Annotated in this window: 20 protein-coding genes; 7 read left to right on the forward strand and 13 right to left on the reverse strand. The window is 58.2% G+C overall.

Features of this window, described 5'->3' with window-relative positions; all coding sequences use genetic code 11:
* Positions 1-39: 39 nt before the first annotated feature.
* The 3 genes from SELSP_RS10435 to dcd are packed head-to-tail and all read right to left on the reverse strand — an operon-like array spanning position 40 to position 1,332.
* Entirely contained in the window at positions 40-282 is a 243-nt protein-coding gene (locus SELSP_RS10435; RefSeq protein WP_006193955.1) for a DUF1653 domain-containing protein, read from the reverse strand.
* Positions 279-725: a hypothetical protein gene (locus SELSP_RS10440; protein WP_006193954.1), complete on the reverse strand. Its 447-nt coding sequence runs from the start codon at positions 723-725 to the stop codon at positions 279-281. The genes SELSP_RS10435 and SELSP_RS10440 overlap by 4 nt, the downstream gene beginning before the upstream one ends.
* A 1-nt stretch (position 726) precedes the next feature.
* A complete protein-coding gene (dcd, locus tag SELSP_RS10445; RefSeq protein WP_006193953.1) occupies positions 727-1,332 on the reverse strand; it encodes a dCTP deaminase in 606 nt (201 codons plus the stop codon).
* A gap of 698 nt (positions 1,333-2,030) precedes the next feature.
* On the opposite strand from dcd, the gene SELSP_RS10455 reads away from it, so the two are divergent.
* From SELSP_RS10455 to SELSP_RS10480, 6 genes are read left to right on the forward strand one after another with little or no spacing between them, the layout of a single operon-like run.
* Positions 2,031-2,990 (forward strand): YybS family protein, encoded by a 960-nt coding sequence (locus SELSP_RS10455; protein ID WP_006193951.1) that lies wholly within the window; start codon positions 2,031-2,033, stop codon positions 2,988-2,990.
* A 48-nt stretch (positions 2,991-3,038) separates the two neighbouring features.
* The gene (locus SELSP_RS10460) at positions 3,039-5,072 is read left to right on the forward strand and encodes a DHH family phosphoesterase (protein ID WP_013741024.1); all 2,034 of its coding nucleotides are present in this window, start codon (positions 3,039-3,041) and stop codon (positions 5,070-5,072) included.
* Positions 5,023-5,469 (forward strand): 50S ribosomal protein L9, encoded by a 447-nt coding sequence (rplI, locus tag SELSP_RS10465; protein WP_006193949.1) that lies wholly within the window; start codon positions 5,023-5,025, stop codon positions 5,467-5,469. The genes SELSP_RS10460 and rplI overlap by 50 nt, the downstream gene beginning before the upstream one ends.
* 16 nt (positions 5,470-5,485) lie before the next feature.
* On the forward strand, positions 5,486-7,540 hold the full coding sequence (gene lonC / locus SELSP_RS10470; protein WP_006193948.1) for a Lon family ATP-dependent protease: 2,055 nt from the start codon (positions 5,486-5,488) through the stop codon (positions 7,538-7,540).
* 1 nt (position 7,541) lies between these two features.
* Entirely contained in the window at positions 7,542-8,867 is a 1,326-nt protein-coding gene (dnaB, locus tag SELSP_RS10475; RefSeq protein WP_006193947.1) for a replicative DNA helicase, read from the forward strand.
* Positions 8,868-8,882: 15 nt separating this feature from the next.
* Positions 8,883-10,364 carry a glycoside hydrolase family 32 protein gene (locus tag SELSP_RS10480; protein ID WP_006193946.1) on the forward strand — a complete coding sequence of 494 codons (1,482 nt, stop codon included), beginning with the start codon at positions 8,883-8,885 and terminating at the stop codon, positions 10,362-10,364.
* A gap of 154 nt (positions 10,365-10,518) precedes the next feature.
* Here the strand turns inward: SELSP_RS10480 and SELSP_RS10485 are convergent, their stop codons facing one another.
* From SELSP_RS10485 to SELSP_RS10525, 9 genes are all read right to left on the reverse strand, one after another.
* On the reverse strand, positions 10,519-12,183 hold the full coding sequence (locus SELSP_RS10485) for an FAD-dependent oxidoreductase (protein ID WP_006193945.1): 1,665 nt from the start codon (positions 12,181-12,183) through the stop codon (positions 10,519-10,521).
* A 1-nt stretch (position 12,184) separates the two neighbouring features.
* On the reverse strand, positions 12,185-12,748 hold the full coding sequence (gene ahpC / locus SELSP_RS10490; protein WP_006193944.1) for an alkyl hydroperoxide reductase subunit C: 564 nt from the start codon (positions 12,746-12,748) through the stop codon (positions 12,185-12,187).
* 156 nt (positions 12,749-12,904) lie between these two features.
* Entirely contained in the window at positions 12,905-13,681 is a 777-nt protein-coding gene (locus SELSP_RS10495) for a histidinol-phosphatase HisJ family protein (RefSeq protein ID WP_006193943.1), read from the reverse strand.
* Positions 13,678-14,544, reverse strand: coding sequence for a 16S rRNA (adenine(1518)-N(6)/adenine(1519)-N(6))-dimethyltransferase RsmA (gene rsmA, locus SELSP_RS10500; RefSeq protein ID WP_006193942.1), 867 nt, complete (start codon positions 14,542-14,544; stop codon positions 13,678-13,680). Before rsmA ends, SELSP_RS10495 begins: the two co-directional genes overlap by 4 nt.
* On the reverse strand, positions 14,541-15,176 hold the full coding sequence (gene rnmV / locus SELSP_RS10505; protein ID WP_013741025.1) for a ribonuclease M5: 636 nt from the start codon (positions 15,174-15,176) through the stop codon (positions 14,541-14,543). The genes rsmA and rnmV overlap by 4 nt, the downstream gene beginning before the upstream one ends.
* 139 nt (positions 15,177-15,315) lie before the next feature.
* Positions 15,316-15,990 (reverse strand): dTMP kinase, encoded by a 675-nt coding sequence (locus SELSP_RS10510; RefSeq protein WP_013741026.1) that lies wholly within the window; start codon positions 15,988-15,990, stop codon positions 15,316-15,318.
* Positions 15,991-16,044: 54 nt separating this feature from the next.
* Positions 16,045-17,529 (reverse strand): sensor histidine kinase, encoded by a 1,485-nt coding sequence (locus tag SELSP_RS10515; protein WP_456113436.1) that lies wholly within the window; start codon positions 17,527-17,529, stop codon positions 16,045-16,047.
* Positions 17,513-18,184, reverse strand: coding sequence for a response regulator transcription factor (locus tag SELSP_RS10520; protein ID WP_037367929.1), 672 nt, complete (start codon positions 18,182-18,184; stop codon positions 17,513-17,515). Before SELSP_RS10520 ends, SELSP_RS10515 begins: the two co-directional genes overlap by 17 nt.
* A gap of 196 nt (positions 18,185-18,380) precedes the next feature.
* Entirely contained in the window at positions 18,381-19,256 is an 876-nt protein-coding gene (locus SELSP_RS10525) for a LysR family transcriptional regulator (RefSeq protein ID WP_006193937.1), read from the reverse strand.
* Between the two features lie 264 nt (positions 19,257-19,520).
* Here SELSP_RS10525 and SELSP_RS10530 point away from each other — a divergent pair, with 264 nt between their 5' ends.
* Positions 19,521-24,518, forward strand: coding sequence for a TonB-dependent receptor plug domain-containing protein (locus tag SELSP_RS10530; RefSeq protein ID WP_006193935.1), 4,998 nt, complete (start codon positions 19,521-19,523; stop codon positions 24,516-24,518).
* A 102-nt stretch (positions 24,519-24,620) separates the two neighbouring features.
* Here SELSP_RS10530 and SELSP_RS10535 read toward each other — a convergent pair whose 3' ends face one another.
* A complete protein-coding gene (locus SELSP_RS10535) occupies positions 24,621-25,001 on the reverse strand; it encodes a hypothetical protein (protein WP_006193934.1) in 381 nt (126 codons plus the stop codon).
* Positions 25,002-25,099 lie beyond the last annotated feature (98 nt).

The raw sequence follows: 25,099 nt of genomic DNA on the forward strand, positions 1-25,099 counted from the left end.
TTTAAGCATGGGAATTTCGAGTTGATAAGCAATGCTGACCTATTGTGCCACAATCTTCTCAAACCTGTATTTCTGTTTTACCGTTGGATATTTCTCATGATCTACTTCACTCATGAACATTTCCAACGGTCTGGCATAAATTCCATACCCTCCGTACAAAGCTTGATAGACGACTAATCGCGTGTCTGTCTCCGTATGCTCCGCAATCGCGATAATTCGATAATCATTCTGTTTGAAATGCCGCCATATTTCACCATGCATCGGCAAGGCTCTATCAATCATTCCTCATTAGTCTCCCTCAAAATTTTTTCCAACATTTTATCTGCAATTGCAAAGTACTCACTTCTGAATATAGCATATACTGAGGCAAGGAGCAAAGCGAGCGCCCCTATCGTCCCCATCCAGAATGCATCCGCGCTATTCTTAAGAGCACTAATCATTTCTGTAAATTGATTTCCGACCATCCCCACCAACAGGCCAAGTATAACGACGATAAAAAACGCACGCTGTGCGTCCTGCAACTTCCTCACCATCTCTTGTCGGCGTACAGAAGTCAACCTTTTCTTCTCTCTATCTGCAGCAACCTTTGCAATTTCATTCGCTTTCAACGATACAATCTCTTGTATTATCTCGGCCTCCAATTGTTTCAATGCCCGACTTTTTAATTCAGCATCGCCATCTTGCGTAGATATATACTTTCTTAAGGTATCGTGCAGTATCGACATCCTATCTCCCTACCAGCGCATTGATAAAAGCATCGACTTTTTTTCTTTCAGTGTCTGATATATCATCATCTAGGCTAGGCGTGACAAAATCATCCTCATCCTGATACTTCGCCGCCTTTTTACGGTCATATAATTTTGTTTCCGTAATATCCCCTGTCACTTCTTCAAAAACCATCTGAGCAATTGCCAAATCAGGATAAATATCTATGATATTAGGGGTAGCATTGTACAAGCCAAGATACAAATACCCTTTGAAGTTCGGGTTCATATGCTGATCAGACACCACAAGACCAAACCGGTTAAACGTCGTACGCGGGCGAACATGAGCTGTCATATTTGCGGGAATGAAAAATTTTTCTTTCGTCTTTACCAACAGATATTCGTTCGGTTTGATATGATAGCCTTTCGTGATGTCTATCTTGCGGGTAACAAGCTCCATCTGTTTCTTATTGCGCAAATCTACAGCTTTATCTAAAGATTGATACGCCATAACAATGTCACTGGACGAAATATCATAAGATACCGCCTGCAATTTCTTTTCATCAAAAGGTACGATCATGGCCTTTTCTTTGACCAATTTCCTTATCTCCGTATCAGCCAATATCATAAAAAACACCTCGTTAAAAGAATATGCTTGACTTTCCTTTATCTATAATTTCCATACTACATTTATGTCGAAAATCCTGCTTGCTTAAAAAAAATCTATTTTAGATGTTTTTAATTATCGCAACAATATCATCAAGCATGCGATGAGCACTACATGCAGCATTGCCGATACACAAGAGCGCCTAGGCAGAGAAGCCGTCTAGGCGTTCTTGCAAAATTCACTGCTCGCTCTCCTTGAATCATCAGCTTCTGTTGTGATCAAGTTTTTTTATAACACGAGTATCCAATCAACATATGTCAAATTTCTCACTTCAAATAGCGTACGATATCCGTTATAAGAATGCGGTCGTACATGATTGTATGTGGTATAAGCAAAATATTCCACGGTACGGCAGGAAGGCTACTCATCTCGGCGCTCGCGAAGATAAGTTCTTCGTTCTTCAGCGTATTGAAATAGCGCTCCCTAGGGGCGTTATCATACGGGCATCCAGCCGTTCTCAGGTTTTGCCTCAAGTCACGTTCCTCGCAAAAGTGGGTAATCGACTTTCTTGCTGCTCAGGTGCAGCTTCACTCTCGCCACTATTGAGCCGTCCATATATAATGTTTAACAATCGCCGCCTTTTCTGCTATAATAGGGTATCGCGACAAAAATAGCCGCAGCTTGAAAAGAGCGGCGGCTTGATTCAGAGAGGATGGAATATGACGATGCGACAGATCTCGCCGGGGCAGGAGCGTTGGGCGCTCCTCATCATGGCGTTTCTCTTTGCGCTTGCCGCACCGTTCCTGCCGGTTTTGGGCGTGGTCTTTCTTCTAGGCTGGACGGCGCCGCTGGTCGTCTTGATCGTGCGCCACGGCTACGGCTACGCCGTGCCCGGCGTCGTCCTTGCGGCAGGTTTCTACTATGCCGTGCTCGGCGCTCTGGGGGCACTGCATACGCTTTTTCTCGTCGTGCCGCTGGCGTTCTTCCTAGGATTCGGCCTTCGCCGCAAATGGGAGGCGGTGCGCCTCATCAAGTGGGGGCTCGTGATCTCGCTTTCGGGCACGCTCGTCTCGCTGCTCTTTGCAGCGCTCATCTTCGGCGTTGACCCTCTGGCGCCCTTTATCGAAGCTGTGCGCGAGTCGTACCAAGGGCTCGGCTCTGCCATGCGGTCGAGCGGCAGCCTTACCCCGGCCGAGACGCAGGCTTTGGAGAAGCAGGTCGCCTCGCTCGTCGAGACGGTCTCTCTGATCGCGCCGACGATCTTCGTCGTGGAGTCGACTCTCGCCGTCCTCGTGAACTTCGTCGCCGCAGGCGTCCTGTTCTCTCGTATTGGTCAGAAGATGCCGTCCTTGCCGCCGTTTCGCGAGTGGCGCTTTTCCGTCTACTTTCTCTTCCTCTTCGGCTTTTCCCTCGTGGGGCTTTACTGGGGCGGCACGCGCCACATCCCGCTTCTTTACGAGGCATCGCTCAACGGCGACATCATTGCGACGTTCGCAGGTCTCATCCAGGGCTTTTCGCTCTTGTGGTATGTGGCCGATCACTGGAAGATCGGACGCTTCTGGCGCTGGACGATCGTCGCCTTCGCCGTTTTGAGCGCATTCCTCATGCAGCTCATCGCCTTTACGGGGCTTTTCGATATGTACTTCGACTACCGCCGCCGCTTCAGCCGTCGGCGCTAGGAGATGCCGTCCCAGCGGCATTTTCCAATCTCATAGGAGGTGGCTTTCTTGCCCCGAAATCTGTCGGCGTGGGTGGATGCCTGCGTCCATCTCGCCGCTTTGCTGGCACTCGTTTTGGTGCTGTCTTATTACAACACTTATGTAGCTTCGATCGCTTTCGTCGTCTGGCTGCTCGTCGCGCTCTTCGCGCGCGAGCGCTGCCGTGCACGGCACTTTGCTTTCGACACCTACTGCCGCGACGTCGTGCGCAACGTCAGCGAGGTGACGAACTTCGCGATCGAGCGTCTGCCGCAGGCAGTTGTCATCGTCAACCCCGAGGGGCGCATCGCTTGGACGAACAGCATCGCCAAGGAGTATCTGGGGGAAAATCCCGAACCGGGGCTTTCTCTCAAAGATTTCTGGCCGGGCATCATCTTAGAGCCAATCTGGGGCGCATCGGGCGAGTATGTCTTCGCCCATGAAGCGCACTATTACAAGGTGCGCTACCGCCCCATCGTGACCTCGGACGACATCCAGGGTCTCATGGCGCTCTATGTAGAGGACTGGACGGAATACGAGGAGATGCGCATCTTCTTCAAGAACAGCCGCGCCGTGCTCGCCTACATCCAGATCGACAATTTCGACGAGGTCATGCAGGGACTTTCCGAGGCGGAGCGCACGGCGCTGCTCTTCGAGGCGAACCGCCGTCTCGACGAATGGCTCAAGGGACTCGGCGGCTTCATGCGACGTGTGAGCGATGATCTCTACGTCGCCGTACTGGAGCGAAAATCCCTCGACCGCGCGATCGAGGAGCACTTCGACATCCTCGACCGCGTGCGCACCCTGCAGAGCACGAACCGCCTGCCGCTGACGCTTTCCATGGGGCTTGCCGTCGCGGAAGAGCAGTCGATGGAAGAGCTTGGCCGAGAAGCGCAGGCGGGACTCGACCTCGCGCTCGGGCGCGGCGGCGACCAAGTCGCCGTGCGCATGGGCGGCAAGAACCAGTTCTTCGGCGGCAAGGCGAAGGCGGTCGAGAAGCATACGCGCGTCAAGGCGCGCGTCGTCGCCCATGCCGTGCGCGAGATCATGGAGAATGCTGACGAAGTCTTCATCATGGGACATCACAACGAGGACTTCGACTGCTTCGGCGCAGCGATCGGCGTGGCAAAGATGGCGCACGAACTCAAGAAGCCCGTTCATATCGTCTTGAGCGATATGAACGATGGCATCGACAAGCTCACCGATCTTTTGCGGGACGCGCCCGAATACGAAGGCCTGCTCGTTCGTGCCGAGGACTTGGAGACAATCGATTCCTTGAATCCCGTGCTCTTCGTCGTCGACACGCACATCCCGCACCTCGTCGCCGCGCCTGTGCTCCTAGAGCGCATCGCGCAGGTCATCGTCATCGACCACCATCGCCGCTCGGGCGAGAGCTTCATCAAGTCGCCGCTGCTCGTCTACATCGAGCCGGCATCGAGCTCGACGAGCGAGCTTGTGACAGAGCTTTTGATGTACTTCAACGACGACCTCGTGCTCTCGCGCCTCGCGGCGACGGCGCTCTATTCGGGCATCGTCGTCGATACGAAGAACTTTACCGTGCAGACGGGCATCCGCACCTTCGAGGCGGCGGCGTACCTTCGGCGAGGCGGCGCGGATCCCGTCGTCGTGCGTCACCTTTTCCGCGCGGACTTCGATACAGAAAAGGCGCTGTCGACGGCGAAAGCGGGAGCGCGTCTTTTCCCCGGCGGACTCATCACGGCACGATTCCCTGCCGCCATCCCGAATGTGCAGGCGATCGCAGGCCAGGTTGCAGACGCACTCCTTCGCATCGAGGGCGTGCGCATGAGCCTCGTCTTCTTCCAGCTCGACGCTAACACCGTCGGCATCAGCGCCCGCTCGACGGGCGAGCTGAACATGCAGGTCATCATGGAAAGCTTCGGCGGCGGCGGTCATCAGAACGTCGCGGGCGCACAGGTCAAGGGCGAGCCGCTCGCCTCGATCGAGGAACGCGCCATCGCCATCAGTGAGAAACATATAGAGGAGAATGATAAAGATGAAAGTGATATTGCAGCAGGACGTCAAGAAGGTCGGAAGCAAGGGTGACATCGTCGAGGTTTCGGAAGGCTACGGCAGGAACTTCCTGCTGCCCAAGAAGCTCGCCGTCGAAGCGACGGCAGCGAACCTTGAGACGGCGAAGCAGAAGGCGAATTCCGCCGCAAGGAAGAAGCAGCAGGCGACCGACGAAGCGCGTCTTCTGGCCGCGCAGCTCGAAAAGGTCAGCGTCAAGGTCGCCGTGCGCATCGGTGAAGGCGGCAAGCTCTTCGGCTCGGTCACGGGAAAAGACGTCGCCGACGCGCTCGCCAAGGAGCACGGCATCGACGTCGACCGCCGCAAGATTTCGCTGAAGAGCGAGGTCACGGGCGCGGGCGAGTACGAGGCAGTGATCAAGGTGCATCCCGAGATCCAGAGCACGATCCGCGTTCTCGTCGTCGCCGAATGAAGAGGAAAGAGGTATCATGCTGAAATTTTTCAAGCGTCTTTTCTCAAGCCCCGCAGCGCCCGCGCCTGAACCTCAGGCCGACGCGGCGGCAGAGCGCCTCGACCGCGAGATCGACGCGCTCTATTCGATTCTCGCCGACGAGGCGGGATCGGACAGGCTCGTCATCAAGGCGGGCAAGATGGACGCCATGCGCCTCATGCGCTCGCCCGTTCGCGGCGAGCGCGTTCTTGCGCTTGAGCGCATCGTTTACGAGAACCCGACGATCGAGCGCGTGCCGACGGAGTCGGAGATCCCCGCCATCCTCGTCGAACTTTCCGAGCGCATCGCCGACATCATGGCGCGGCGCAGCATGGAGGACAAGATCGAGCAGAAGATCCAAGAAAAGCTTGAAGAGAACCATCAGGACTATGTGCAGGACATCCGCATGCAGGTCTTGAAGGACGAGAAGAGCGCGATCGAGTCGCCGCAGGCTGCGAAGAAGCGCGAGGAACTCGAAGCGCTCGAAAAGGTTCATCTCACGCAGTCCGTCATGGAGCTTCTGCGCCCCAAGACGCTCGAAGAGGTCGTCGGCCAAGAGCGTGCCGTCAAGGCGCTCGCTTCGAAGCTCGCCTCGCCCTACCCGCAGCACCTCCTGCTCTACGGGCCTCCGGGCGTCGGCAAGACGACGGCGGCGCGCATCGTCCTCGAAGCCGTCAAGAAGGAGGCGCACTCGCCTTTTGCCGAGAACGCGCCCTTCGTCGAGACGGACGGCACGACGCTGCGCTGGGATTCGCGCGACATGACGAACCCGCTCTTAGGCTCGGTGCACGACCCGATCTATCAGGGCGCGCGCCGCGACCTCGCCGACGGCGGCATCCCCGAGCCAAAGCCCGGCATGGTCACCGAAGCGCACGGCGGCATCCTCTTCATCGACGAGATCGGCGAGATGGACGAAATGCTGCAGAACAAGCTCCTGAAGGTGCTCGAAGACAAGCGCGCCTTCTTCGAGTCCGCCTACTACGACCATACGGACGAGAAGGTGCCGCCCTACATTCGGAAGCTCTTCGAGGAGGGCGCACCGGCCGACTTCGTGCTCATCGGCGCGACGACGCGCGACGCCTCGCACGTCAACCCCGCGCTTCGCTCGCGCTGCGCGGAAATCTACTTCGAGCCTCTGACGCCCAAGCACATCGAGGAGATCGTGCAGAATGCGGCGAAGAAGCTCAAAGTCGAGGTCGCAGAGGAAGTCGTGCGCCTCATCAGCGAGTATACGACGGAAGGCCGCAAGGCGATCAACATCCTCGCCGACGCCTACAGCCTCGCGCTCTCGCGCACGAAAGAAGGCGAAGACGTCAAGATCTCCAAGGGCGACATCTACGAGGTCGCACAGGTCAGCCGCCTCTACCAGTTCGTGACGAAGAAGGCTTCGAAGAAACCCGAGGTCGGGCACGTCTTCGGACTCGGCGTCGCGGGATTCCTAGGCTCTGTCATCGAGATCGAGGCCGTCGTCTTCCCCGCCGAGGAAAAGGGCAAGGGACAGGTGCGCTTCAACGAGACGGCGGGCAGCATGGCGAAGGACTCCGTATTCAACGCGGCCTCCGTGCTGCGCCATCTGACGGGCAAGAGCATCCACGACTACGACGTGCACATCAACGTCATCGGCGGCGGCAACATCGACGGCCCGAGCGCGGGCACGGCGATCCTCGCGGCGCTCGTCAGCGCCGTGACGGAGAAGCCGCTCAGGCAGGACGTCGCGGTCACGGGCGAAATCTCGCTCGCCGGACGCGTGCGCCCCGTCGGAGGCGTCTTTGAAAAGGCGTACGGCGCAAAGCAGGCGGGAATCCGGACGCTCGTCATCCCGAAGGAGAACGACAAGGACATCCCCGAGGGGCACTTGGGGCTTGACATCCACGCCGTCGAGACGGCGGAGGAAGCCTTCGCCGTGCTCTTTGCGCCCGAGGCGGACGGCGAGCCGCTGCGGCTGAAACTCGAAAAGCCGCAGAACAGCGAAAAAGGCCGCGCCGACAACGCGACGATCGACGCGGAAAACTTCGCTGAATCATCGCTCGAAAAGCCAAAGGAGGCCGTCTGAAATGGATCGCATGCCGCCCGCAAGCATCGAGGCCGAGCAGGCCGTTCTCGGCGCAATGCTCTTAAAGCCCGACGCCGTGACGACCGCCGCCGAAGAACTGTCGGCGGACGACTTCTATCGCGAGACACATCGGCTGATCTTCGAGGCCATGATGGAACTCAAGGAGCGCACGGAGCCTGTCGACCTCGTGACCTTGACCGAGCAGCTAAAGAAGGCAGACAAGCTCGCGAAGATCGGCGGCATCCCCGCGCTGTCCCTGATCGCGAACTCCGTGCCGACGGCGGCGAACGTGCATTACCACGCGCGCATCGTGCATGAGAAAGCGCAGCTTCGCTCGCTGATCAACGCCGCGACGGAGATCGCGGGTGCCGCCTATGAGAGCGCCGACGAAGTCGAGGACATCATGGACAGCGCGGAAAAGCGCATCCTAGCTGTCTCTTCGGGAAAGCGCAGCAAGGACTTCGTGCCGCTGCAGGACATTCTTCTCGACACCCTGGAGCAAATCGATCTGCGCTACAACAACAAGGGCAGCATCACGGGACTGCCGACAGGCTTCACGGAGCTTGACCATCTGACAGCGGGGCTGCAGAAATCCGACCTCATCCTCGTCGCCGCACGCCCCTCGATGGGCAAGACGGCATTCACGCTCAACATCGCGGCGCACGTCGTACTGCGCGCGAAAGAGCCCGTCGCCTTCTTTTCCCTGGAAATGAGCAAGGAGCAGCTCGTGCAGCGTCTCCTGTGCTCGGAAGGGCGCATCGATTCGCAGCGCCTGCGCGTCGGCGAGCTTGAGGAAAAGGAGTGGGGCGACCTCATCGACACGGCGAACCGCCTTTCCGCCGCACCGCTCTACATCGACGACACGCCGGGCATCACCGTCATGGAACTGCGCTCGAAAGCGCGCCGCCTGAAGGCCGAGCACGGGCTTTCGCTCATCGTCATCGACTATCTGCAGCTCATGCAGGGGCGGGGGAATAAGAGCGGCGACAACCGCCAGCAGGAGATCTCGGAGATCTCGCGCTCCTTGAAGGCGCTCGCGCGTGAGCTGAACGTGCCCGTCATCGCGCTCTCGCAGCTTTCGAGAAGCGTCGAGTCGCGCCAGATCAAGCGTCCGATGCTCTCCGACCTGCGCGAATCCGGCTCTTTGGAGCAGGACGCCGACATCGTCATGTTCCTCTACCGCGAGGACTACTACGATCCCGAAACGGAGAACAAGAACATCACGGAAGTCATCATCGCCAAGCACAGGAACGGCCCCGTCGACACCGTCGATCTCACGTTCCTCAAACAGTTTACGAAGTTCGGCAATCTCTCACGCATGCAATAGACCTAGGAGGACACGATGGAATACGACAAGAAGGAACTTGACTCTCGCTTGCAGGATGAGCTGCACCACGCGGGTCACCGCTGGCGCAACCGCTTTCATCTGGAACTGCCCTTCGGCTTCACAGGCAGTGTGAAGGGACTCGTTTTCTTCCAGGGCGAGTACCATCTCTTCTGCCAGTGGAATCCCTTTTCGACTGAAGACAAGAACAAGGGCTGGGTCGAATTCAAGACGCGCGATTTCGTCTACTGGACCGATCCGAAGCTCGTCCTGTGGCCGACGGACGACAACGATAAGGGCGGCTGCGGCTCCGGCTGCGCCTTCATCAACGGCGGAAACTTGCGCGTCCTCTACACGGGCAGACGCGAGGAAGAAGGAAAGCGTGCGAACCGCCAGATTCTCGGCACGATGACAAAAGAAGGCGTCATCCGCAAGGACATGGTGCTCATCAAGGAGCAGCCCGAAGGATATACCGACCTCTTCCAGGGGCCGCACTTCTTCGTGCGCGACAGCCACGCCTACGCGCTCCTCGGCGCACAGGCGGCGCCCGCAGACGACGCACGCGGCTGCCTTCTGCTCTATCGCGAGGAGAAGGGACTCTTCCACTTTGCCGGCGAGCTGAAGACGCAGCTCGGCTTCTTCGGCAAAGTCTGGGAATGCCCGGCACTCCTCTCCTTCGGCAAGCACGACGTGCTCTTCTTCTCGCCGCGCGGTCTCTCTGATCGCGAGTTCGACTGGCAGAACCTCTTCCAGTCGGGCTACATCGTGGGGCATCTGTCTCTTGCGGGACGCGAGATGATTCACGGCAAATTCCACGAGCTCGACCGCGGCTTCGACTTCTTCGCGCCGCATGTGGGCGTGCACGAGGGGCGTGCGCTGCTCTTCGGCTGGCTGAGCATGCCGCACAAGGACGAGGACTATCCGACGGGAAAGCACGGCTGGATGCACACCTTGACCCTGCCGCGCGTCCTGACGCTCAAGCAGGGCAAGATCTTCTCAAGACCCGCGCCCGAACTCAAGGCGCTTCGCGTAGCGAGAAGCGCACGCGAGCTTTCGGGACGCGCCGTGCCGTCCCTCAAGACGGAGCTTGCCTACTGTTCGGAAATCCTCATGAACATCGTCTTGGGCGTCGCCCAGCGCATCAAGATCGAGCTTCGCTACGGCAGGGAAAAAGTGAAGGTCAGCTACAATCGCGAGACGGACATCGTCGAGATCAGCCGCGAGGGAATGAAGCTCGGCGGCCGCGGCGTGCGAAGCTTCAAGCTCTACACCTATCACTCGCTCGCCATGAACATCTTCATCGACCGCACGGCCATCGAGATCTTCTTCCAAAACGGCGAGGAGGTCGCCTCCTTCCTCGTATTCCCCGAAGAGGACGTCGCTCCCGTCTTCTCTGTCGAGGCCGACGCCCCGATGGAAAAGGTCATGGGATCGATCTGGGATCTCGACCGCCTGCGCTACGGAGAGCTCAAGCCGCAGAAGAGGAAGTATGTGTTCTAGGAAATGAGCAAAAAAAGCCGCAGTCCACGCAATTTTGCGTCGGCTGCGGCTTTTTTATGCGTAACTACTTCCACCCGACCACTTATATACCGCATATCGGTCAGCGGGATACTTTCTACGCTCATTATAGCAAAGCTTCAAACACTTTGTCAATTCATGCGTTCGCTTCTTCCTGTTCGAGCAGGTCGAGGAGCTGTGAGATGTTCTTCTTGCCGAAGTGGAATTTCGCGTCGTCGTCGATGAAGAAGCACGGCACGCTCATGATGTTGTACTGCTCCTTGATCTCGGGGAAGAGGCTCAAGTCGTAGACATCCGTCTTGACATGCGGGTTGAGCGTCGCGATGCGCTGAGCGCTCGTGACGAGCTCAGGGCACATCGTGCACGAGAGGCTTACCATGATGGTGATATGGTGATCTTCCTTGATTTTCTCAATGCGCGCGAGATCCTCGTCGGCGACCTTCTGTCCGGCGCTCGAAGCGTTGTAGAGACCGAGCACGAAGCTCGTGAACTCGTGCCCGCCCGGGACGCCGTGGAAGGCGAGTCCCGCCCAGCTGCCGTCCGCATTGTAGATGCGCACGTTCGGCACGCCCATGCCGCCTGTGATCTCGACGGACAGCTTGTCCGTCATCTCTGCGAGCTGCGTCATGAAGTCGAGAAGCTCGCTGGAGCGCGGATCGTCACTCAGCGCGACCTCAAGGTGCAGAGGACGCTCCATGCGATCAAAGACCGTCATGAGCTGCTTCTTCATATCGGCCGTGAAGGGGCCGCTCGTCGAGGCCGTCGCCGCTCCCTTCCCCGTGTCCTTCCCCGTATCCTTCGCCGTGTGCTGCGCGGCGCGGCACACCTTGTGGTTCGTCTTCCGCCCCGTCTTTTCTTCCATCTTCATGGCGTACTTTTCCATCTCGGTCGCGGCGAGAGCACCGTCGCCCGTCGCCGTCACGACCTGCCTGAGCGGCTTGATGCAGACGTCGCCCGCCGCATAGAGCCCTTCGACCGTCGTCCGCTGCTGGCGGTCGGTCACGATGTAGCCATGCTCGTCAAGCTCCGCCAGTCCCTTGACGAGATCGGTCGACGGCTGGTAGCCCGCGAACACGAACACCCCGAAGGAATCTCCGCCTTCGGGTGTAAACACCGTTCGCTCGCCCGTCGCGAGGTTCTTCCATGTGAGCTTGCGCGGCAGGGCGTCTCCCTCGACCGACTCGACCTCCGACTGGAAGTGAATCGAAATTTTCTCATTGTCGCGTGCGGGCTGCGCCGTGGCGGGAGCACATGTGAAATCCTCCTCGCGCACGAGGATCGTCACATGCTTCGCATACTTCGTGAGGAAGACGCTCTCCTCCGCCGCTGCGAAGCCGCCGCCGATGACGAAGACATCCTTGCCCGTGAAGAACTCGCCGTCGCACGTCGCGCAGTAGGCGACGCCGTGCCCGCGAAATTCCTTCTCGCCCGCAAAGCCGATCTGGCGCGGATGTGCGCCCGTCGCGAGCAGCACGGTAAAAGTTTCATAGTCGCCGCGGCTCGTATGCACATGCCAAGTATCGCCCTTCTTTTCGAGCGAATTGACTTCGGCGAGCAGGAACTCCGCGCCGAAGCCTTCCGCCTGACGGTGCATCTTCGCCGTGAGGTCAGCGCCGCTCGTAGGGTCGCTGCCCGGATAGTTCACGACCTCCGCCGTCAGAGCGATCTGACCGCCAAAAGTCTCCTTCTCCACCACGAGCACACGGCAGCAGGCTCTTGCCAAGTAAAGCGCGGCGGTCAGCCCCGCAGGGCCGCCGCCGATCACTACTGCATCATAAAGCTCGTTTTTTTCCGCCGCCATCTCAGAGCGCTCCCACGAGGTCGAGCGTCGGCTTCAGCGTCTCAGCGCCGGGCTGCCACTTCGCCGGGCAAACCTCGTCGCCATGCTCCGCGACGAACTTGCAGGCCTGAAGCTTTCTCAGAAGCTCGTCCGCGTTGCGGCCGACATTGCCCGCGTTCACCTCGTAGGCGACGATCTTGCCCTCGGGGTTCACGATGAACGTGCCGCGCTCGGAAAGGCCGGCGTCCTCGATAAGTACATCAAAGTCACGCGCAAGGACGTGCGTCGGATCGGCGAGCATCGGGTAGGTGATCTTCTTGATGCGCTCGGAATGGTCATGCCATGCCTTGTGCACGAAGTGCGTGTCGCACGAGACGGAATAGACCTCGCAGTCCGCTTCCTTGAACTTCGCGTAGTTGTTCTCCAAGTCTTCAAGCTCCGTCGGGCAAACGAACGTGAAGTCTGCCGGATAGAAGAAGAATACGCTCCACTTGCCGAGCACATCCGCCTTCGTCACCGTGCGGAAGGCCTCATTCTGGTAAGCCTGTACAGCAAAATCTCCGATTTCCTTGTTGATTAACGACATTTTCAATCACTCCTAGCGAATAATTATTATTTGTTAGCTGATGAATAAAGAATATCACAACATACGGCGGCTGTCAAGCATTTTTTGAAATAAATTTTCATTCACGTCTACTTCCATCCTCCATCGGTCAACTCTCCTCTTAAAATTCGCTAAGGTTCAGCAATATTCCTTCCTGCGGGCAAAAAAAGTTACGACACGAAGCCCGAGAGATTCTGCCATCTCGTGCGCTTCACGAAAGGCGAAGCCGATCGCGGCCGCATTGTGCGCATCCGAGCCGAGCGTCACCTCGCGCCCGCCCATCTCGCGGTAGCGACGGAAGATCGGCACGAGCGACGACTTGCCCTGCGGCGCGTCGAAGCGGCGCGTGTTCAGCTCAAGCACGGTGTCCGTCTCAATGAGCGCTTTGAGCACCTCGTCGATTTCTTCGCCGTAGGCCGCATAGGTCAGTTCCGTATCAAGGTAGGCGGCATAGCGCGCAATATAGTCGATGTGCGCGAGGATGTCGATGAACTCGCCGTGCGAGCGCACGCAGTGCGCCATCGTTTTGAGGTAGAGCCGGTAGACCTCGTCCTTTTCGCGCCCCTCGTAGAGGGCTTCATAGTAGAGGTCGAAGCCCAGCAGCGTGTGAATCGAGCCGATGACCTGATCGAAGGGCGCTCGAAGGAGGAAGGCGCGGTTCTTTTCGGCAAGGTCTTCCTGCATGCCGAGTTCAACGCCGAGTCGAAGCCGCTCTCCCTTGCCGCGAAGCGCCTCGTACTTCTTCCAGTAGTCTTCGGGCGAAAAGGTGAAGTCTTTCTCGCCCGGAAAGTCCATGTCCTCATGCTCGGTGAATACCGCGCCGATGCCGAGCTTTGCGGCTCTTTCGAGTGCGACCTCGGCCTTCATCGCGGAGTCAGCGGAGACTTCCGTGTGCATGTGGCTGTCGAATATCATCGTTCTCCCTCCGTTTGCATGGCAGAAAAGGCGTCGGCAAGGCGCGCGAATTCGGCAAGGCTCAGCGTCTCACCGCGCCTTTTCTCGTCGATCGCGGCCGCGTCCAGCGCACGGCGCACGGCGTCCTTCGACGCTCCCGTGCCGAGGAGCGCGTTGGCGAGTGTCTTGCGCCTCTGGCCGAAGGAGGCGCGCGCGACGCGGAAGAACATGCGCTCGTCGGTTACCTCTACCGGCGGTTTCCCACGCTTTTTGCACGCGATGACGGAGGAGGCGACCTCGGGCGCAGGAATGAAGGAGCGCGGCGCGACCTCGCGCACGATGCGCGGCTCCGTATGGTACTGCACGGCGACGGAGAGCGCACCGTAGATCTTCGAGCCGGGCGCGGCAATCATGCGCTCCGCCACTTCCTTCTGCACCATGGTCACGATGTGCGTGATGGGCAGATGCTGCTCAAGGAGCGCGAGGAGAATCGGCGTCGTGATGTAGTAGGGCAGATTCGCCGCGACCTTGAACGGCTGATTTTCCATGAGGGCGCGGATGTCCGTCTTCAAGATGTCGCCGGGCACGATGCGCAGATGATCGTAGGCGGCGAGCGTCTCGGCGAGGACGGCGGGCAGCTTCTTGTCAAGTTCGACGGCGGTGACGTGTGCGCCGGCTTCGAGAAGCCCCTGCGTCAGCGTGCCGATGCCCGGGCCGATCTCCAAGACGCGGTCGCCTTCTTCAATTTCCGCCGCCGCCACGATGTCCTTGACGACAGAGCCGTCGACGAGGAAGTTCTGCCCGAGCCGCTTCGAGGCGCGAAGGCCGAAAGCCTTCAGAATATGGCGCGTGACGGCGGGGCTGGCAATCTCGGGAGCGATCATAATGCGCCTCCTTTCGCGGCTGCTTTCGGCTCGTCATTTCGCACGGCAGCCGTTTCAGCGCCGTCTTCCGCGTTCCGTACGGCAGCCGTTTCATTGCCGTCCTCCAATGACGTCAGCGCCGCCTCGAACTCCTCACGCGTCACGCCGTAGCTGTTGAGGCGCTTGCAGAATGTACGCGCGTTCGCCCAGCCGACGCCGAGCCGCGCGCCAAGCCGCGCGCGCCGCCGACTCGCATCCTCGCCGCCCGAAAGCCCCGCGAGGATGAGATCTCGGCTCGTGAAGACTTCGCGCGGCGCGATCGTACAGGTGCGCACCTTGGCGAGTGCGCGGCGAATCGAATCGGGCGAGGCCTGCTCGACTCCGATGTCGCCCTTGGCTGTCGCCTCCTCCTTCGGGATGAAGGCATGACCCGCCTCGGGGAATCTCTTCGCGAGAAAGCGCCTTATGCGCTCGCCCGCAGAATCGGGATCGGTGAGGATGATGATGCCGCGCCTCTTGTACGCCGCCTCGATGTCGGCGAGCGCACGCCTGCCCAGCGAGAAGCCGCCCGTCACGATGCAGTCGGCGTCTATCGCCTTGCGGACGGCGACGACGTCCATCTTTCCTTCCACAACAAGAACTTCTTTCAGCATATCTTTCCCTTCCACAAAGGGGCTGTGCATAAGCCCGCTTCGACTTATGCACAGCCCTCGTTCACTGCAAATCATATTCCGCCTTCCACAAGGGCGGTTTTGCGGGCGGCGCACGATTGTACGCTTATGCGTATATTCCTCACAGGATGCGCCGCACCGCTTCGTAAATTTTTTCATGCACCGCCTCGCGCGAAAGCGGCTCGCCCGCCTCGCTGCAGCGGACGCGCTGCCAGCCGCAGCGCGCGGCAAGATTGACCGACGCCCGATGGCAGCGCACGAGGTAACCCTCGTCGCGCTCGTGGATGTCCCGTGCCGCGCCGCTTGCCGCCGCGCGCGCCGCGATGAGGCGGCGGCTCACGGCAGGATCCATGTCGAGAAAGAGGACGAGATCGGGGCGCGGCAGCGCGAGCTTTCCGTACTCGAAATCCTCAAGCCACGCAAGGAAAGCCTCGCGCTCAGCCGCCTCCTCAAGCTTCACGGCCTGATGCACCATGTTCGCCGTCGTGTAGCGGTCGGCGAGGACGATCGCGCCCGCCTCAAGATCCGCACGCCATTTTGTCTGAAACGAAGCGTAGCGGTCGACGGCAAAGAAGGCAGATGCGGCGTAGGCATTGACTTCGGACGCACGTTCGCCGAAATCGCCGCCGAGGTACATGCGCACGAGCGCCGACGACGGCGAAGCGTAGTCGGGAAACTCGACCTGCCGCACGCAGCGGCCTTCGGCGACGAGCCTTTCCCTGAGCATCTTCGTCTGCGTCGCCTTGCCTGAGCCGTCGCCCGCCTCCAAGACGAGGAGCTTTCCCTTTGCCTGCAAGATTCCAGCCTCCTTCACGCTTCCGCGATTTCCGCCCTTGGGCAGCTCCTGCGCTCACTCCACGCACGGCACATGGAGGATGAACTTCGTGCCCTTGCCGAGATCGCTCTCCAGCCCAATGCCGATCGCATGCTGCTCGGCAATCCAGCGCGCGATCGAAAGTCCGAGTCCCGTACCGCCCGGCGCATCCTTGCCGCGCGTCCGCGCGGAATCGACGCGATAGAAGCGCTCGAACACCTTGTCCTGATGCTCCTTCGCAATGCCGATGCCGTTGTCGGCAAGCGTCAGAACCATCTCGCCCGCGCCGCGGCGCAGCTCGATCGTGATGCGGCCGCCCTTGGGCGTATACTTCATGCTGTTTTCGAGGATGATGCGCATCATGTGCTTGATGAGCAGCGGATCGGCATAGATCGCGCCCGGCTCGTTTGCGAGAAGCTCGACCTCGTGCCGCGTCGCGATGAGCGCCATCTTCTTCACGACATCCTCGACCAGGGGCGCGAGCTCCAGTCGCTCCTTGTGCATGGCAAGCCGCTTCTGATCGGCGCGTGCGAGGAACAGGAGCTTCTCGATCAGTCCCTGCATGTCCTCGGCTTCCGAGTGTATGGCGCTCAGTCCCTCTTCGAGCGTCTCGGGGTCGCTTGCACCCCAGCGGCTCAGCATATCCGAATAGCCGCGGATGACCGTCACGGGCGTCCGCAGCTCGTGCGAGGCGTCGGATACGAAGCGCCGCTGCTGCTCGAATCCCGCCTGTATGCGCTCAAGCATGTGGTTGAACGTCTCAGCAAGCTCGGCAAGCTCGTCTTTGACAGGCGGCACGGCGATGCGCCGCCCGAGGTCCGTGACCTCGAGGGAGCGCGCCGCCTGCGTCATCGTGCGGATCGGCCGCAGGATGCGGCAGCTGATGAAGTAGCCGGCGGCGAGCGCCAGAACGATGCCCGCGAGATTCGTGATGGTCAGCACCTTCTGCAAGGTCGTGAGGAAGTGGCGCTCCGCCGTGATCGTGCGGAAGAAGTGAAGCACATAGGTGTGCCCGCTCTGATTGATGATGATCTTGTGGTAATAGATGTGCGTGTTGCCGATGGTCGAAACGTACATCGCCGAATTCGCCCAAAGCGGTGGATGCTGGTCGATGTGCGCCTCGACGAGACTGATGGACGGATAGTGCGTATCCGACTCGTAGACGACGGGGCCGTCCGCGCCCTCTGTCACGCGCAGCACGACGCCGGGCATTAAGAGGTCGTCCTCGTAGACGGCGAAGGCGAGCGGATAGCGATGGCGCATATCGGGCGCCGTTTCATTAAAAATCTCCGTACCGTGCTCGATTGCGGAGAGCACATGCTCCTGCGAACGTGTAAGCTCGATCTCCGCCTGATGGTAGAGGGAATAATAGATGCCGATGGCGGAAACGATGCTCGTGAACACGAGCACGAAGACGAGCACAGCCGCATAGACGAGCGTCAGCCACGTCGATATGCGCATGTGGCGCGAGGAGCGCAGGCGGGAAAGTGCACGCCAGAGCCGCCTAGCCCTTGATCGCATAGCCGACGCCCCGCACCGTGTAGATGTACTTGTCGTCGAAACGCTCATCAATCTTCGCACGCAGATAGCGGATGTAGACGTCGACCACGTTCGTGTCGCCTACGTAGTCGTAGCCCCAGACCTCCTGCAGGATCTGGTCGCGCGTGAGGACATTGGGCTTGTTGCGCAGCATGTATTCGAGAAGCGAATACTCCTTCTTCGTCAGCTCGACGAGATCGCCCTTGACGCGCACCTCGTAGCGCCCCGGATAGAGCACGAGATCCTTGACGGCGAGCACGCGCTCGTCGCGGTTGCCCGCCTCGTTCGCCTTGTGCACGCGGATCGCCGCGCGCACGCGCGCCAGAAGTTCCTGAATGGCGAACGGCTTCGTTATGTAGTCGTCCGCGCCGATGTCGAGTCCGTTGACCTTGTCCTCGACATCGTCCTTCGCCGTCAGCATGATGATCGGCACGTCGCTGATCTCGCGCACGCGGCGGCAGACCTCAAGACCGTCCATATCGGGCAGCATGATGTCGAGGAGCACGAGATCGTACTGCTCCTGCACGATGCGCTCGTAGGCGCGGCGTCCGTTCTCCTCGGACTCCGTCTCGAAGCCCTCGTGCTCCAGCTCCATCTGCAGAAAGCGTGCGATGCGCCTCTCGTCCTCGACGATCATGATCTTCTTCGCCGCTTCTGCCGTCTCCGCTGCGCTCACCGTCTCCGTCGCTGCACTCTTCGCTGCCTTCACGGCCTTTGCTGCTCTCGCCATGCTGTATCCTCCTGTTCTTCACTGCGCCCCGCACATCTTGCGTGCGGACGCTTCCTATCATCACTCTCGGCGGCTTACAGGAAGCACGAAAAAAATACGCCTCCTATAGAAGCCGCTCGCGAAGGAGCGACAAAAAGCTTGCCGCCGCCGCTGAAAGCGGTCGATCGCGCTTCCACGCGATCACCGTGTGCGTCAAGATCTCCGGCTCGACGATCCGCTTGCAGACCATCGCTTCATCCGTCAGAAGACTCTTCGCCGACTGCGGCAGGATCGCCGCGCCGAGTCCCGCCTTCGCCGCCAGGACATCCTGTACGATGCTGTCGCTCAGGCACAGGATGCGCGGCTCGAAACCTGCCTTGCGGCAGGCAGTAAGAAAGATGCCCTGCCAGCGAAGCGGGATGATGATCGACTGCTCGGCAAGCTCTGCGAGCCGCACGAAATCTTCGGCCGCACCGCAAGACGCCGTGCGGTTCATCATCGCCGCGAGCGGTTCGTTCGCGAGCACGATGGACTCGTAGCTCTCGCGCTCGACCTCCGTGCGCGTGACGGCGATCTCGATGAGCCGATTGTCGAGCATGTCGAGGACGCGTGCGCCCTCGGCCTCGAAGATCTGGAAGGTCACGCGCGGATGCGTCTTGTGGAACGCCGCCAGAAGCCCCGGCACGAGATTCGCGCCCGAGCTTGTGATCGTGCCGATACGCACCTCGCCCGCTGTGCCTTCGCCCACGTCCTGGATCTCGCGCACCGTGCCGTCGACGAGGCCTAGAATCTGCTCGACGCGCTCCTTGAGCACGCGCCCCGCCTCCGTCAGCCGGATGCGGCGGCTGCCGCGCTCGAAAAGCTTCACACCGAGCGCGCTCTCTAGCCGCTTCATCTGTCTCGACAGCGCGGGCTGCGCCACGGCAAGCCGCCCTGCGGCGTGGCTGATGTTGCCCTCCTCCACGATCGCATAAAAGGCGCGCATGTCCTTGATGTCCATTCTTCCTTCTCCCCTTCGGCGCAGAAGCGCCCGTGCAGCATCCAGCCGCCGCACGATGTATACGCCTTTTATTATATGGGGGAATCTTTCGCAAGGCAAGTGAATTTCCGATGAAAGTCCAAGAAACCAAGCCCGAAGGGTGCAGACGGATAATAATTATATTTTTTTAATTGATAAAACTCTAACTTTGTAATTGTATTCATTTTTGTTTTCTTTTATAATAGAGACTGCATTTTATTTCATACTTACCAAGGAGGAAACAGCATGGCAAGGAAGAGATTCCGTCTTCGCGATTACAAACTGCTCTCGCTGGGCGTGGCACTTTGGCTGGCGGCGCCTTTGAGTGCGGCGCACGCAGAAGATGCCCCCCCCCAGGAGACACAGCGCGTCCAGACGGAAGCCGTTGACGTCGAAGCGCAGGCGGCGCAGGAAGAAGCGAAGTACGAGTCGCAGCAGAAGACGATCATCACCAAGGAAGATATTGAGAAGAAACAGGCGAAAGCCGTTGAAGACATCATCTTCTCCGAGACGGGCGTCTCGCGCACGGTCGACGCTATGGGGCGCGTCGGCATCTCGATTCGCGGCGCAGAGCCGCGCCACACGCTGATTCTCGTGGACGGACAGCCCGTCCTGGGAGATCTGGCGAAATATTCGGGCGCGGCGGACGAAGTCATGCGTCTCGGCACGGAGAACGTCGAGCGCATTGAGATCATCCAGGGCGCGGCGAGCGCGAAGTACGGCTCGGACGCCATCGGCGGCGTCGTCAACATCATCACGAAGAAGGCGCAGCATGAGCCGGGTGTGCAGTTCAACGTCGAGAGCATGCGCCGCGCCGACGACGATCACACGATCCCCTATACGAACTTCTTCCTGCGCGCCGATTCGGGCGACATGGGAAAGTTCCGTATCGGCCTTTCGGGCAGCAAGCGCGAAGTCATGCCTGTGTACGCGAGCAGGGAGCGCAAGAAAACTGGCATGAGCGGCTCTGATCTCGACTTTGAGCCGAATGCGCTGCGTTTCTACGGTGATACGGCGACGGTCGGTCTTGTAGGCACCTACGATGCCAATAAGAACAACTCCTTTGAGTTCCGCGTTGACCACTATGCTGAAGATCTCAGCCGCATCATCAAGCGGACGGACTCCGACCTTGAGCCGCAGCAGCATTTCAAACGCAAGACAGGACGCGACGCATACAACCTCGGCTGGCGCGGCATGAACAAGATCAGCGATTGGAATGTTGAGTTCAATTATACGACGATCAAAGAAGATGATGTATCGCTGATCAACTATGCGGGCAAGTCGGTTTATGAGGGAAAGAACGAGCTGCGCTACGTTGACAACGTCGATCACAGTCAGTTTGACCTCAAGGCATCGGCAAATACGCAGCTGAGTGACAAGCATCTCCTCAGCTACGGTTTCGGCTATACGAAGGAGTCCGGAGAGGGCAGCCGTCTCAAGAGTTCACCGAACATCTCGACGCGCCACATCGACCCGTGGGATTATGACAAAAGTCTGCTGGTTGACAAAAAGGATCGCCTGATGCGCGGCGAAGATAACACCAATTATATTTGGTCGCATATTCACGATTATGCCTTTCCTAAGAACTATACGGGAAATCCTCGTTGGAAGGAAGAGCTTGAATATTATAACTACGACGATGAGACCGGTATCGGCTATAATCCGAAGCTTACCTATGATGACTTTACAAAGTATCAATTCCAGAAAGGAATACTTTCGGAGGATTACTACTACGATCTCTATGTCGGCTCACGCAAGATTACAGACATTGCACGGAGCAATCTTAAAGCGGACTATGATGAGCTTGAGTCAAAATTGAATGACGAATATAAGAGCCGGCATAACGGTGCCGCTTATCCCGGCAGCAACATCGTCGGAGAGTATTTCAAAAAGGGAATAGATCGTGCGGATAAGAATGATCAGTATACGCCTACTCTGAATGGGAAAATGTTCCTCGAAGAATATTGGGATCGCGACCAGCGCATTACCGTCGGTAGCGGTACGATTCAACGCTACAATCTGTTTGTTGGCGATACCTGGCAGATGTCGAAGAATACGATCTTCTCGCCGATTTTGCGCCTTGATTACAGCAGTCTCTTCGGCACGAATATCTCGGGCAACCTCGGCATCACGCACAACATCGCGGGCAATCCGCATCGCCGCTTCAAGGCGAACATCGGCACGGGCTATACGGAGCCGGGCATGGGCGAGCTTTGGTATAACTGGGAGATGTATGCCAGTACACCGCTTCCCGGACTTTTTGGCGGCGGTGACGCAAAAATGGGCTGGTGGTGGGCAGGCAATCCCAATCTCAAGCCTGAGAAATCTTTCAATATTGACATGAGCATCGAGGGGGAAACAAAGGATACGTATGCGCGTGTCGGCATTTTCCACAACCGCATCCGCGATTACATGTCTGTTTACTACACAGGAAAAATTCTTGATTTTGCACCGTATATCAAGGATCCAAACCAAAAATGGATGCGTGCGCCGGATTTGATTTACAGCTTCAAGAACATCGGACAGGCAGAGATCACGGGTCTTGAGGCAGAAGTGAGTCACAAGCTCAGTCCCTTCTGGAATGTGAAGCTCGGCTATACATGGCTCTATGCACTCAATAAGACGGATCCCTTGATGCCGGATCGGCTTCTTGACCGCCCGAAGCATAAGATCGACATCGCGTTTGCCTACGAAAACAAGCAATACGGTTGGAGCGGTCAGATCTGGGGCGATTACTATATCGATATGCTCGACAGCAATACGCTTGCGAATGGTGCAAACTATTGGACGGACTATCTGAAGGGCGGCTTGGCGCTCGACCAGAAGCACGCATATCAAAGTAAGACTTTTGGCATTTGGAACATCATGATCCAGAAGCAGCTTTCGCCCGATGCGATGGTCTACTTCGGCGTCAACAATCTCTTCAATCACCGTGACGACGACCGTGCGACACAGGAGCGCATCTATCGCTTCGGCGCGAACTTCAAGTTCGATACGGCATGGAAGAAGAAGGTCAGAAAGGCGGCAGGCTCACCCGTTGCGCTCAACGAAACAGCGGAGGACGAAGTGCCGCGCCTGCAGGGCTTCCTGCTCAAAGATTTCGATGAGAGCCGCAAGGAAGGCATCGAGTTCTTCGGCGACTATCAGATGCGTTGGAACGCGCACAACGGCACGAATCGCCCGCAGTCAACGTATACAGAGAATTCTTCCGTCAGCGAAACAGCGCAGAAGAATATGCTTGATGCGGACGGTCATGCGTTTGAGCAGCGCGTGCGTGTCGGCGCAAGCGCACGTCTCGGCGAGAACACCGATCTCACCGTCGTCGGCAGCCTGTCGGGCAGAGGCGATGTCGATACGGCACAGAGTCTGCCCGATAACAAAGGCTTGAATGAAGCACGACTGGAACGTGCGGCGCTGACGCACAAGGCGAAGGATTGGACGTTCGCGCTCGGTCGCATCCAAGAGCCGATGGGCGTCACGGGCTATTGGTTCGGCAAGGAATACGACGGCGTGCGTGCCGTCTATACGAATACCGCGAAGGATATGCAGGTGCGCTTGGGCTTCGGTACATTCAAGCACTCGACGGGCGTTTCCGATACAGCATATACGCATGTGACAAATCAGACGTTCTATCGTCCGCCGACAGCCGCCGAGTTCCTTGGTCTTGATCGGGATGTGACGGATTCGGCGCATGCAGCTGATGCCGGCAATCAGGCATATGCTGCTGCGAAGGCGGCAGGCGATACGGCGCAGACGCAGAATCTGTACTTCTATCAGCAGCTCAAAGATGCTCCCACAATGGAGGCGAAGATGGAAGTATTGAAGCGCATGCAGTCCATCGTCAATCAGGCGTATGGCAGCGATCTTGCGAAGAAAACCATTCCGCTGCGCCCGCCGACGTTTGGTTCCTATGTCTACTATAGGATCAAAGATTCGCATGGCAATGTAAAGATCAAGAAGGCGCCGGTGAATTTCAACGGTCCCGAGGGAGAAACCACCCCAGCAGGCAAGGCGTGGGCAAGGGATATGGAAAAGAAATTTTCCATCAAGCCGACCGATCCCGACGCATTGCAGTCCGATGGCTCGTATTTCCAGAAGCATTCTGCGGAAGTGGAAAGCACCTATAAAGAGATTGCGGAATACAGGGCGCGGGAAAACTGGAGAGACTACAAATTCGATTCTGAGGGAAACCCTACGAGTCAGTCCTTGGGCGAGGTTTGGGAGCTGTCTTCCGGGCGGGGGAAATCCTCAAGCGATTGGACAACGAAATCCGACGATTATACATTTGACGGCGTGGTTGGCACCTACGAAGATAAATATGAATGGGGTGAACCCAGCCCGTACAAATATAAGCTTACGAATGTCGATGTCCTAAAGTTCTTCAAAGAGGAACTTTACCAAAAGCCTTCTGCAGATGCGAACAGCAATTACGGCTTAGCCAATATGAGCCAGATGGGCTATGAGTATCTTGATATTCTTAATAGGATCGTATCGGAGGCTGAATCCGGCAACAAGCTGCCTCGCGCTTCTTTGGGCAATGTTGTCGGCAACCTCATCAAGACGACGGGCGTCGTCCTTGAAAAGGACGATATCCCGCCGATCGACAAGGCGTTCTACCTGCAGGTCAGAAAAGAGCTTGCGCCGAATCTCGGCGTGACGGCATGGTATCTGCGCTCCGTCGGCGATAAGAGCCATACGATTCTCGCAGCGAACGGCACGGGCAACGATGAGCATACGTTCGACCAACTCGCGAATGTCATCGGTGTCGGTGCCAAGTGGCAGATCGGCAAGAAGACCGCCGTTTCCTTCGACTACGGGCAGAATCGCTCCGCGTTCGGCAAGTATATGAACGGTCATTCGACCTTCGATCATCCCGCGCGTACCGACATCTTCACGCCGCGAGGACACCAGGACGGCGGTGTGCCGACCTTCTGGACGGCGCGTCTTGACATCGGCGAAGCCGATATGGACAAGCCAGGCACATGGAATGCGTTCGTGGATTACAAGCATTTCGAGCACGGCTCCTTCTTCGGCGGCAACGGTACGGACTACCTGCCCGATCGCTACCTCGACGGCATCGAGAGCTTCTCCATCGGCGGCGGCTACGTCCCCGCGAAGAACTGGCTCTTGGAACTTTTCTACACCTTCGACGCCAAGAGCACAAACCAGCGCGACACCCTGCATGGCCCCGAGACCTTCAAGCTCGGCAACTTCGCAAGGGCGCAGGTCACCTATCGCTTCTAATCCCCCGCTTAAAGCAAGCGGCTTCAAAGAAGCAAACAAAAAACAGGAGCACAGCCCCCTCGGGGTCTGTGCTCCTGTTTTTTTGCCGCCGTACGTCCTGCCCTACAAGGCACCATCGCGGTGCAGCTTGAGCTTGCCGTCGAGGAAGATGTAGTCACTATCGTCGCCTTGGATGCGCCAGTCGAGCTGCATCATGCGCTCGCCTTCTTCTTCGACGATCCAAAATACCGTCGTGCCCATGGTCGAGCGGTCAACGAGATCTTCGTACTTCGTGATCTCACAGCCGTTGATCTTCTGCCCTTGAATCTCCAAGATGAGCGTTCCCTTGGGACTGAGCCAATCTCCTTCGAGGAGCTTCAGCCGCGCCTCCATGCCGACCGCAGGCGCAGCTTCTGCCGGTGCGCCCGTCGCCGGTTCCGCCCCCGCCAGACTTGCCGGCAGAAGCAGCAAGGCACAAACGAGAACCAAGAAGATTTTCCGCATGATACATCCCTCCCAATACAGTTTTCCCGCAAGACCTTTCTATTATTTGGATTCTCTAAAAGAATGCGTTTCCCTGCTCGAAAAATAAATTTGATGCG

Origin of the sequence: Selenomonas sputigena ATCC 35185 (assembly GCF_000208405.1) — a bacterium.
In the GTDB taxonomy this organism is placed as follows: Bacteria; Bacillota; Negativicutes; order Selenomonadales; family Selenomonadaceae; genus Selenomonas; species Selenomonas sputigena.

Coding starts and splice junctions, on each gene's coding strand:
- SELSP_RS10525 (WP_006193937.1), bottom strand. CDS start 19,256: ATGGACATCAAGGACATGCGCGCCTTTTATGCGATCGTGGAGGAGGGC.
- lonC (WP_006193948.1), top strand. CDS start 5,486: ATGCTGAAATTTTTCAAGCGTCTTTTCTCAAGCCCCGCAGCGCCCGCG.
- SELSP_RS10440 (WP_006193954.1), bottom strand. CDS start 725: ATGTCGATACTGCACGATACCTTAAGAAAGTATATATCTACGCAAGAT.
- rsmA (WP_006193942.1), bottom strand. CDS start 14,544: ATGATCGCTCCCGAGATTGCCAGCCCCGCCGTCACGCGCCATATTCTG.
- SELSP_RS10535 (WP_006193934.1), bottom strand. CDS start 25,001: ATGCGGAAAATCTTCTTGGTTCTCGTTTGTGCCTTGCTGCTTCTGCCG.
- SELSP_RS10530 (WP_006193935.1), top strand. CDS start 19,521: ATGGCAAGGAAGAGATTCCGTCTTCGCGATTACAAACTGCTCTCGCTG.
- ahpC (WP_006193944.1), bottom strand. CDS start 12,748: ATGTCGTTAATCAACAAGGAAATCGGAGATTTTGCTGTACAGGCTTAC.
- SELSP_RS10435 (WP_006193955.1), bottom strand. CDS start 282: ATGATTGATAGAGCCTTGCCGATGCATGGTGAAATATGGCGGCATTTC.
- SELSP_RS10455 (WP_006193951.1), top strand. CDS start 2,031: ATGACGATGCGACAGATCTCGCCGGGGCAGGAGCGTTGGGCGCTCCTC.
- SELSP_RS10480 (WP_006193946.1), top strand. CDS start 8,883: ATGGAATACGACAAGAAGGAACTTGACTCTCGCTTGCAGGATGAGCTG.
- dcd (WP_006193953.1), bottom strand. CDS start 1,332: ATGATATTGGCTGATACGGAGATAAGGAAATTGGTCAAAGAAAAGGCC.
- rplI (WP_006193949.1), top strand. CDS start 5,023: ATGAAAGTGATATTGCAGCAGGACGTCAAGAAGGTCGGAAGCAAGGGT.
- SELSP_RS10495 (WP_006193943.1), bottom strand. CDS start 13,681: ATGATATTCGACAGCCACATGCACACGGAAGTCTCCGCTGACTCCGCG.
- SELSP_RS10485 (WP_006193945.1), bottom strand. CDS start 12,183: ATGGCGGCGGAAAAAAACGAGCTTTATGATGCAGTAGTGATCGGCGGC.
- dnaB (WP_006193947.1), top strand. CDS start 7,542: ATGGATCGCATGCCGCCCGCAAGCATCGAGGCCGAGCAGGCCGTTCTC.
- rnmV (WP_013741025.1), bottom strand. CDS start 15,176: ATGCTGAAAGAAGTTCTTGTTGTGGAAGGAAAGATGGACGTCGTCGCC.
- SELSP_RS10520 (WP_037367929.1), bottom strand. CDS start 18,184: ATGATCGTCGAGGACGAGAGGCGCATCGCACGCTTTCTGCAGATGGAG.
- SELSP_RS10515 (WP_456113436.1), bottom strand. CDS start 17,529: ATGCGATCAAGGGCTAGGCGGCTCTGGCGTGCACTTTCCCGCCTGCGC.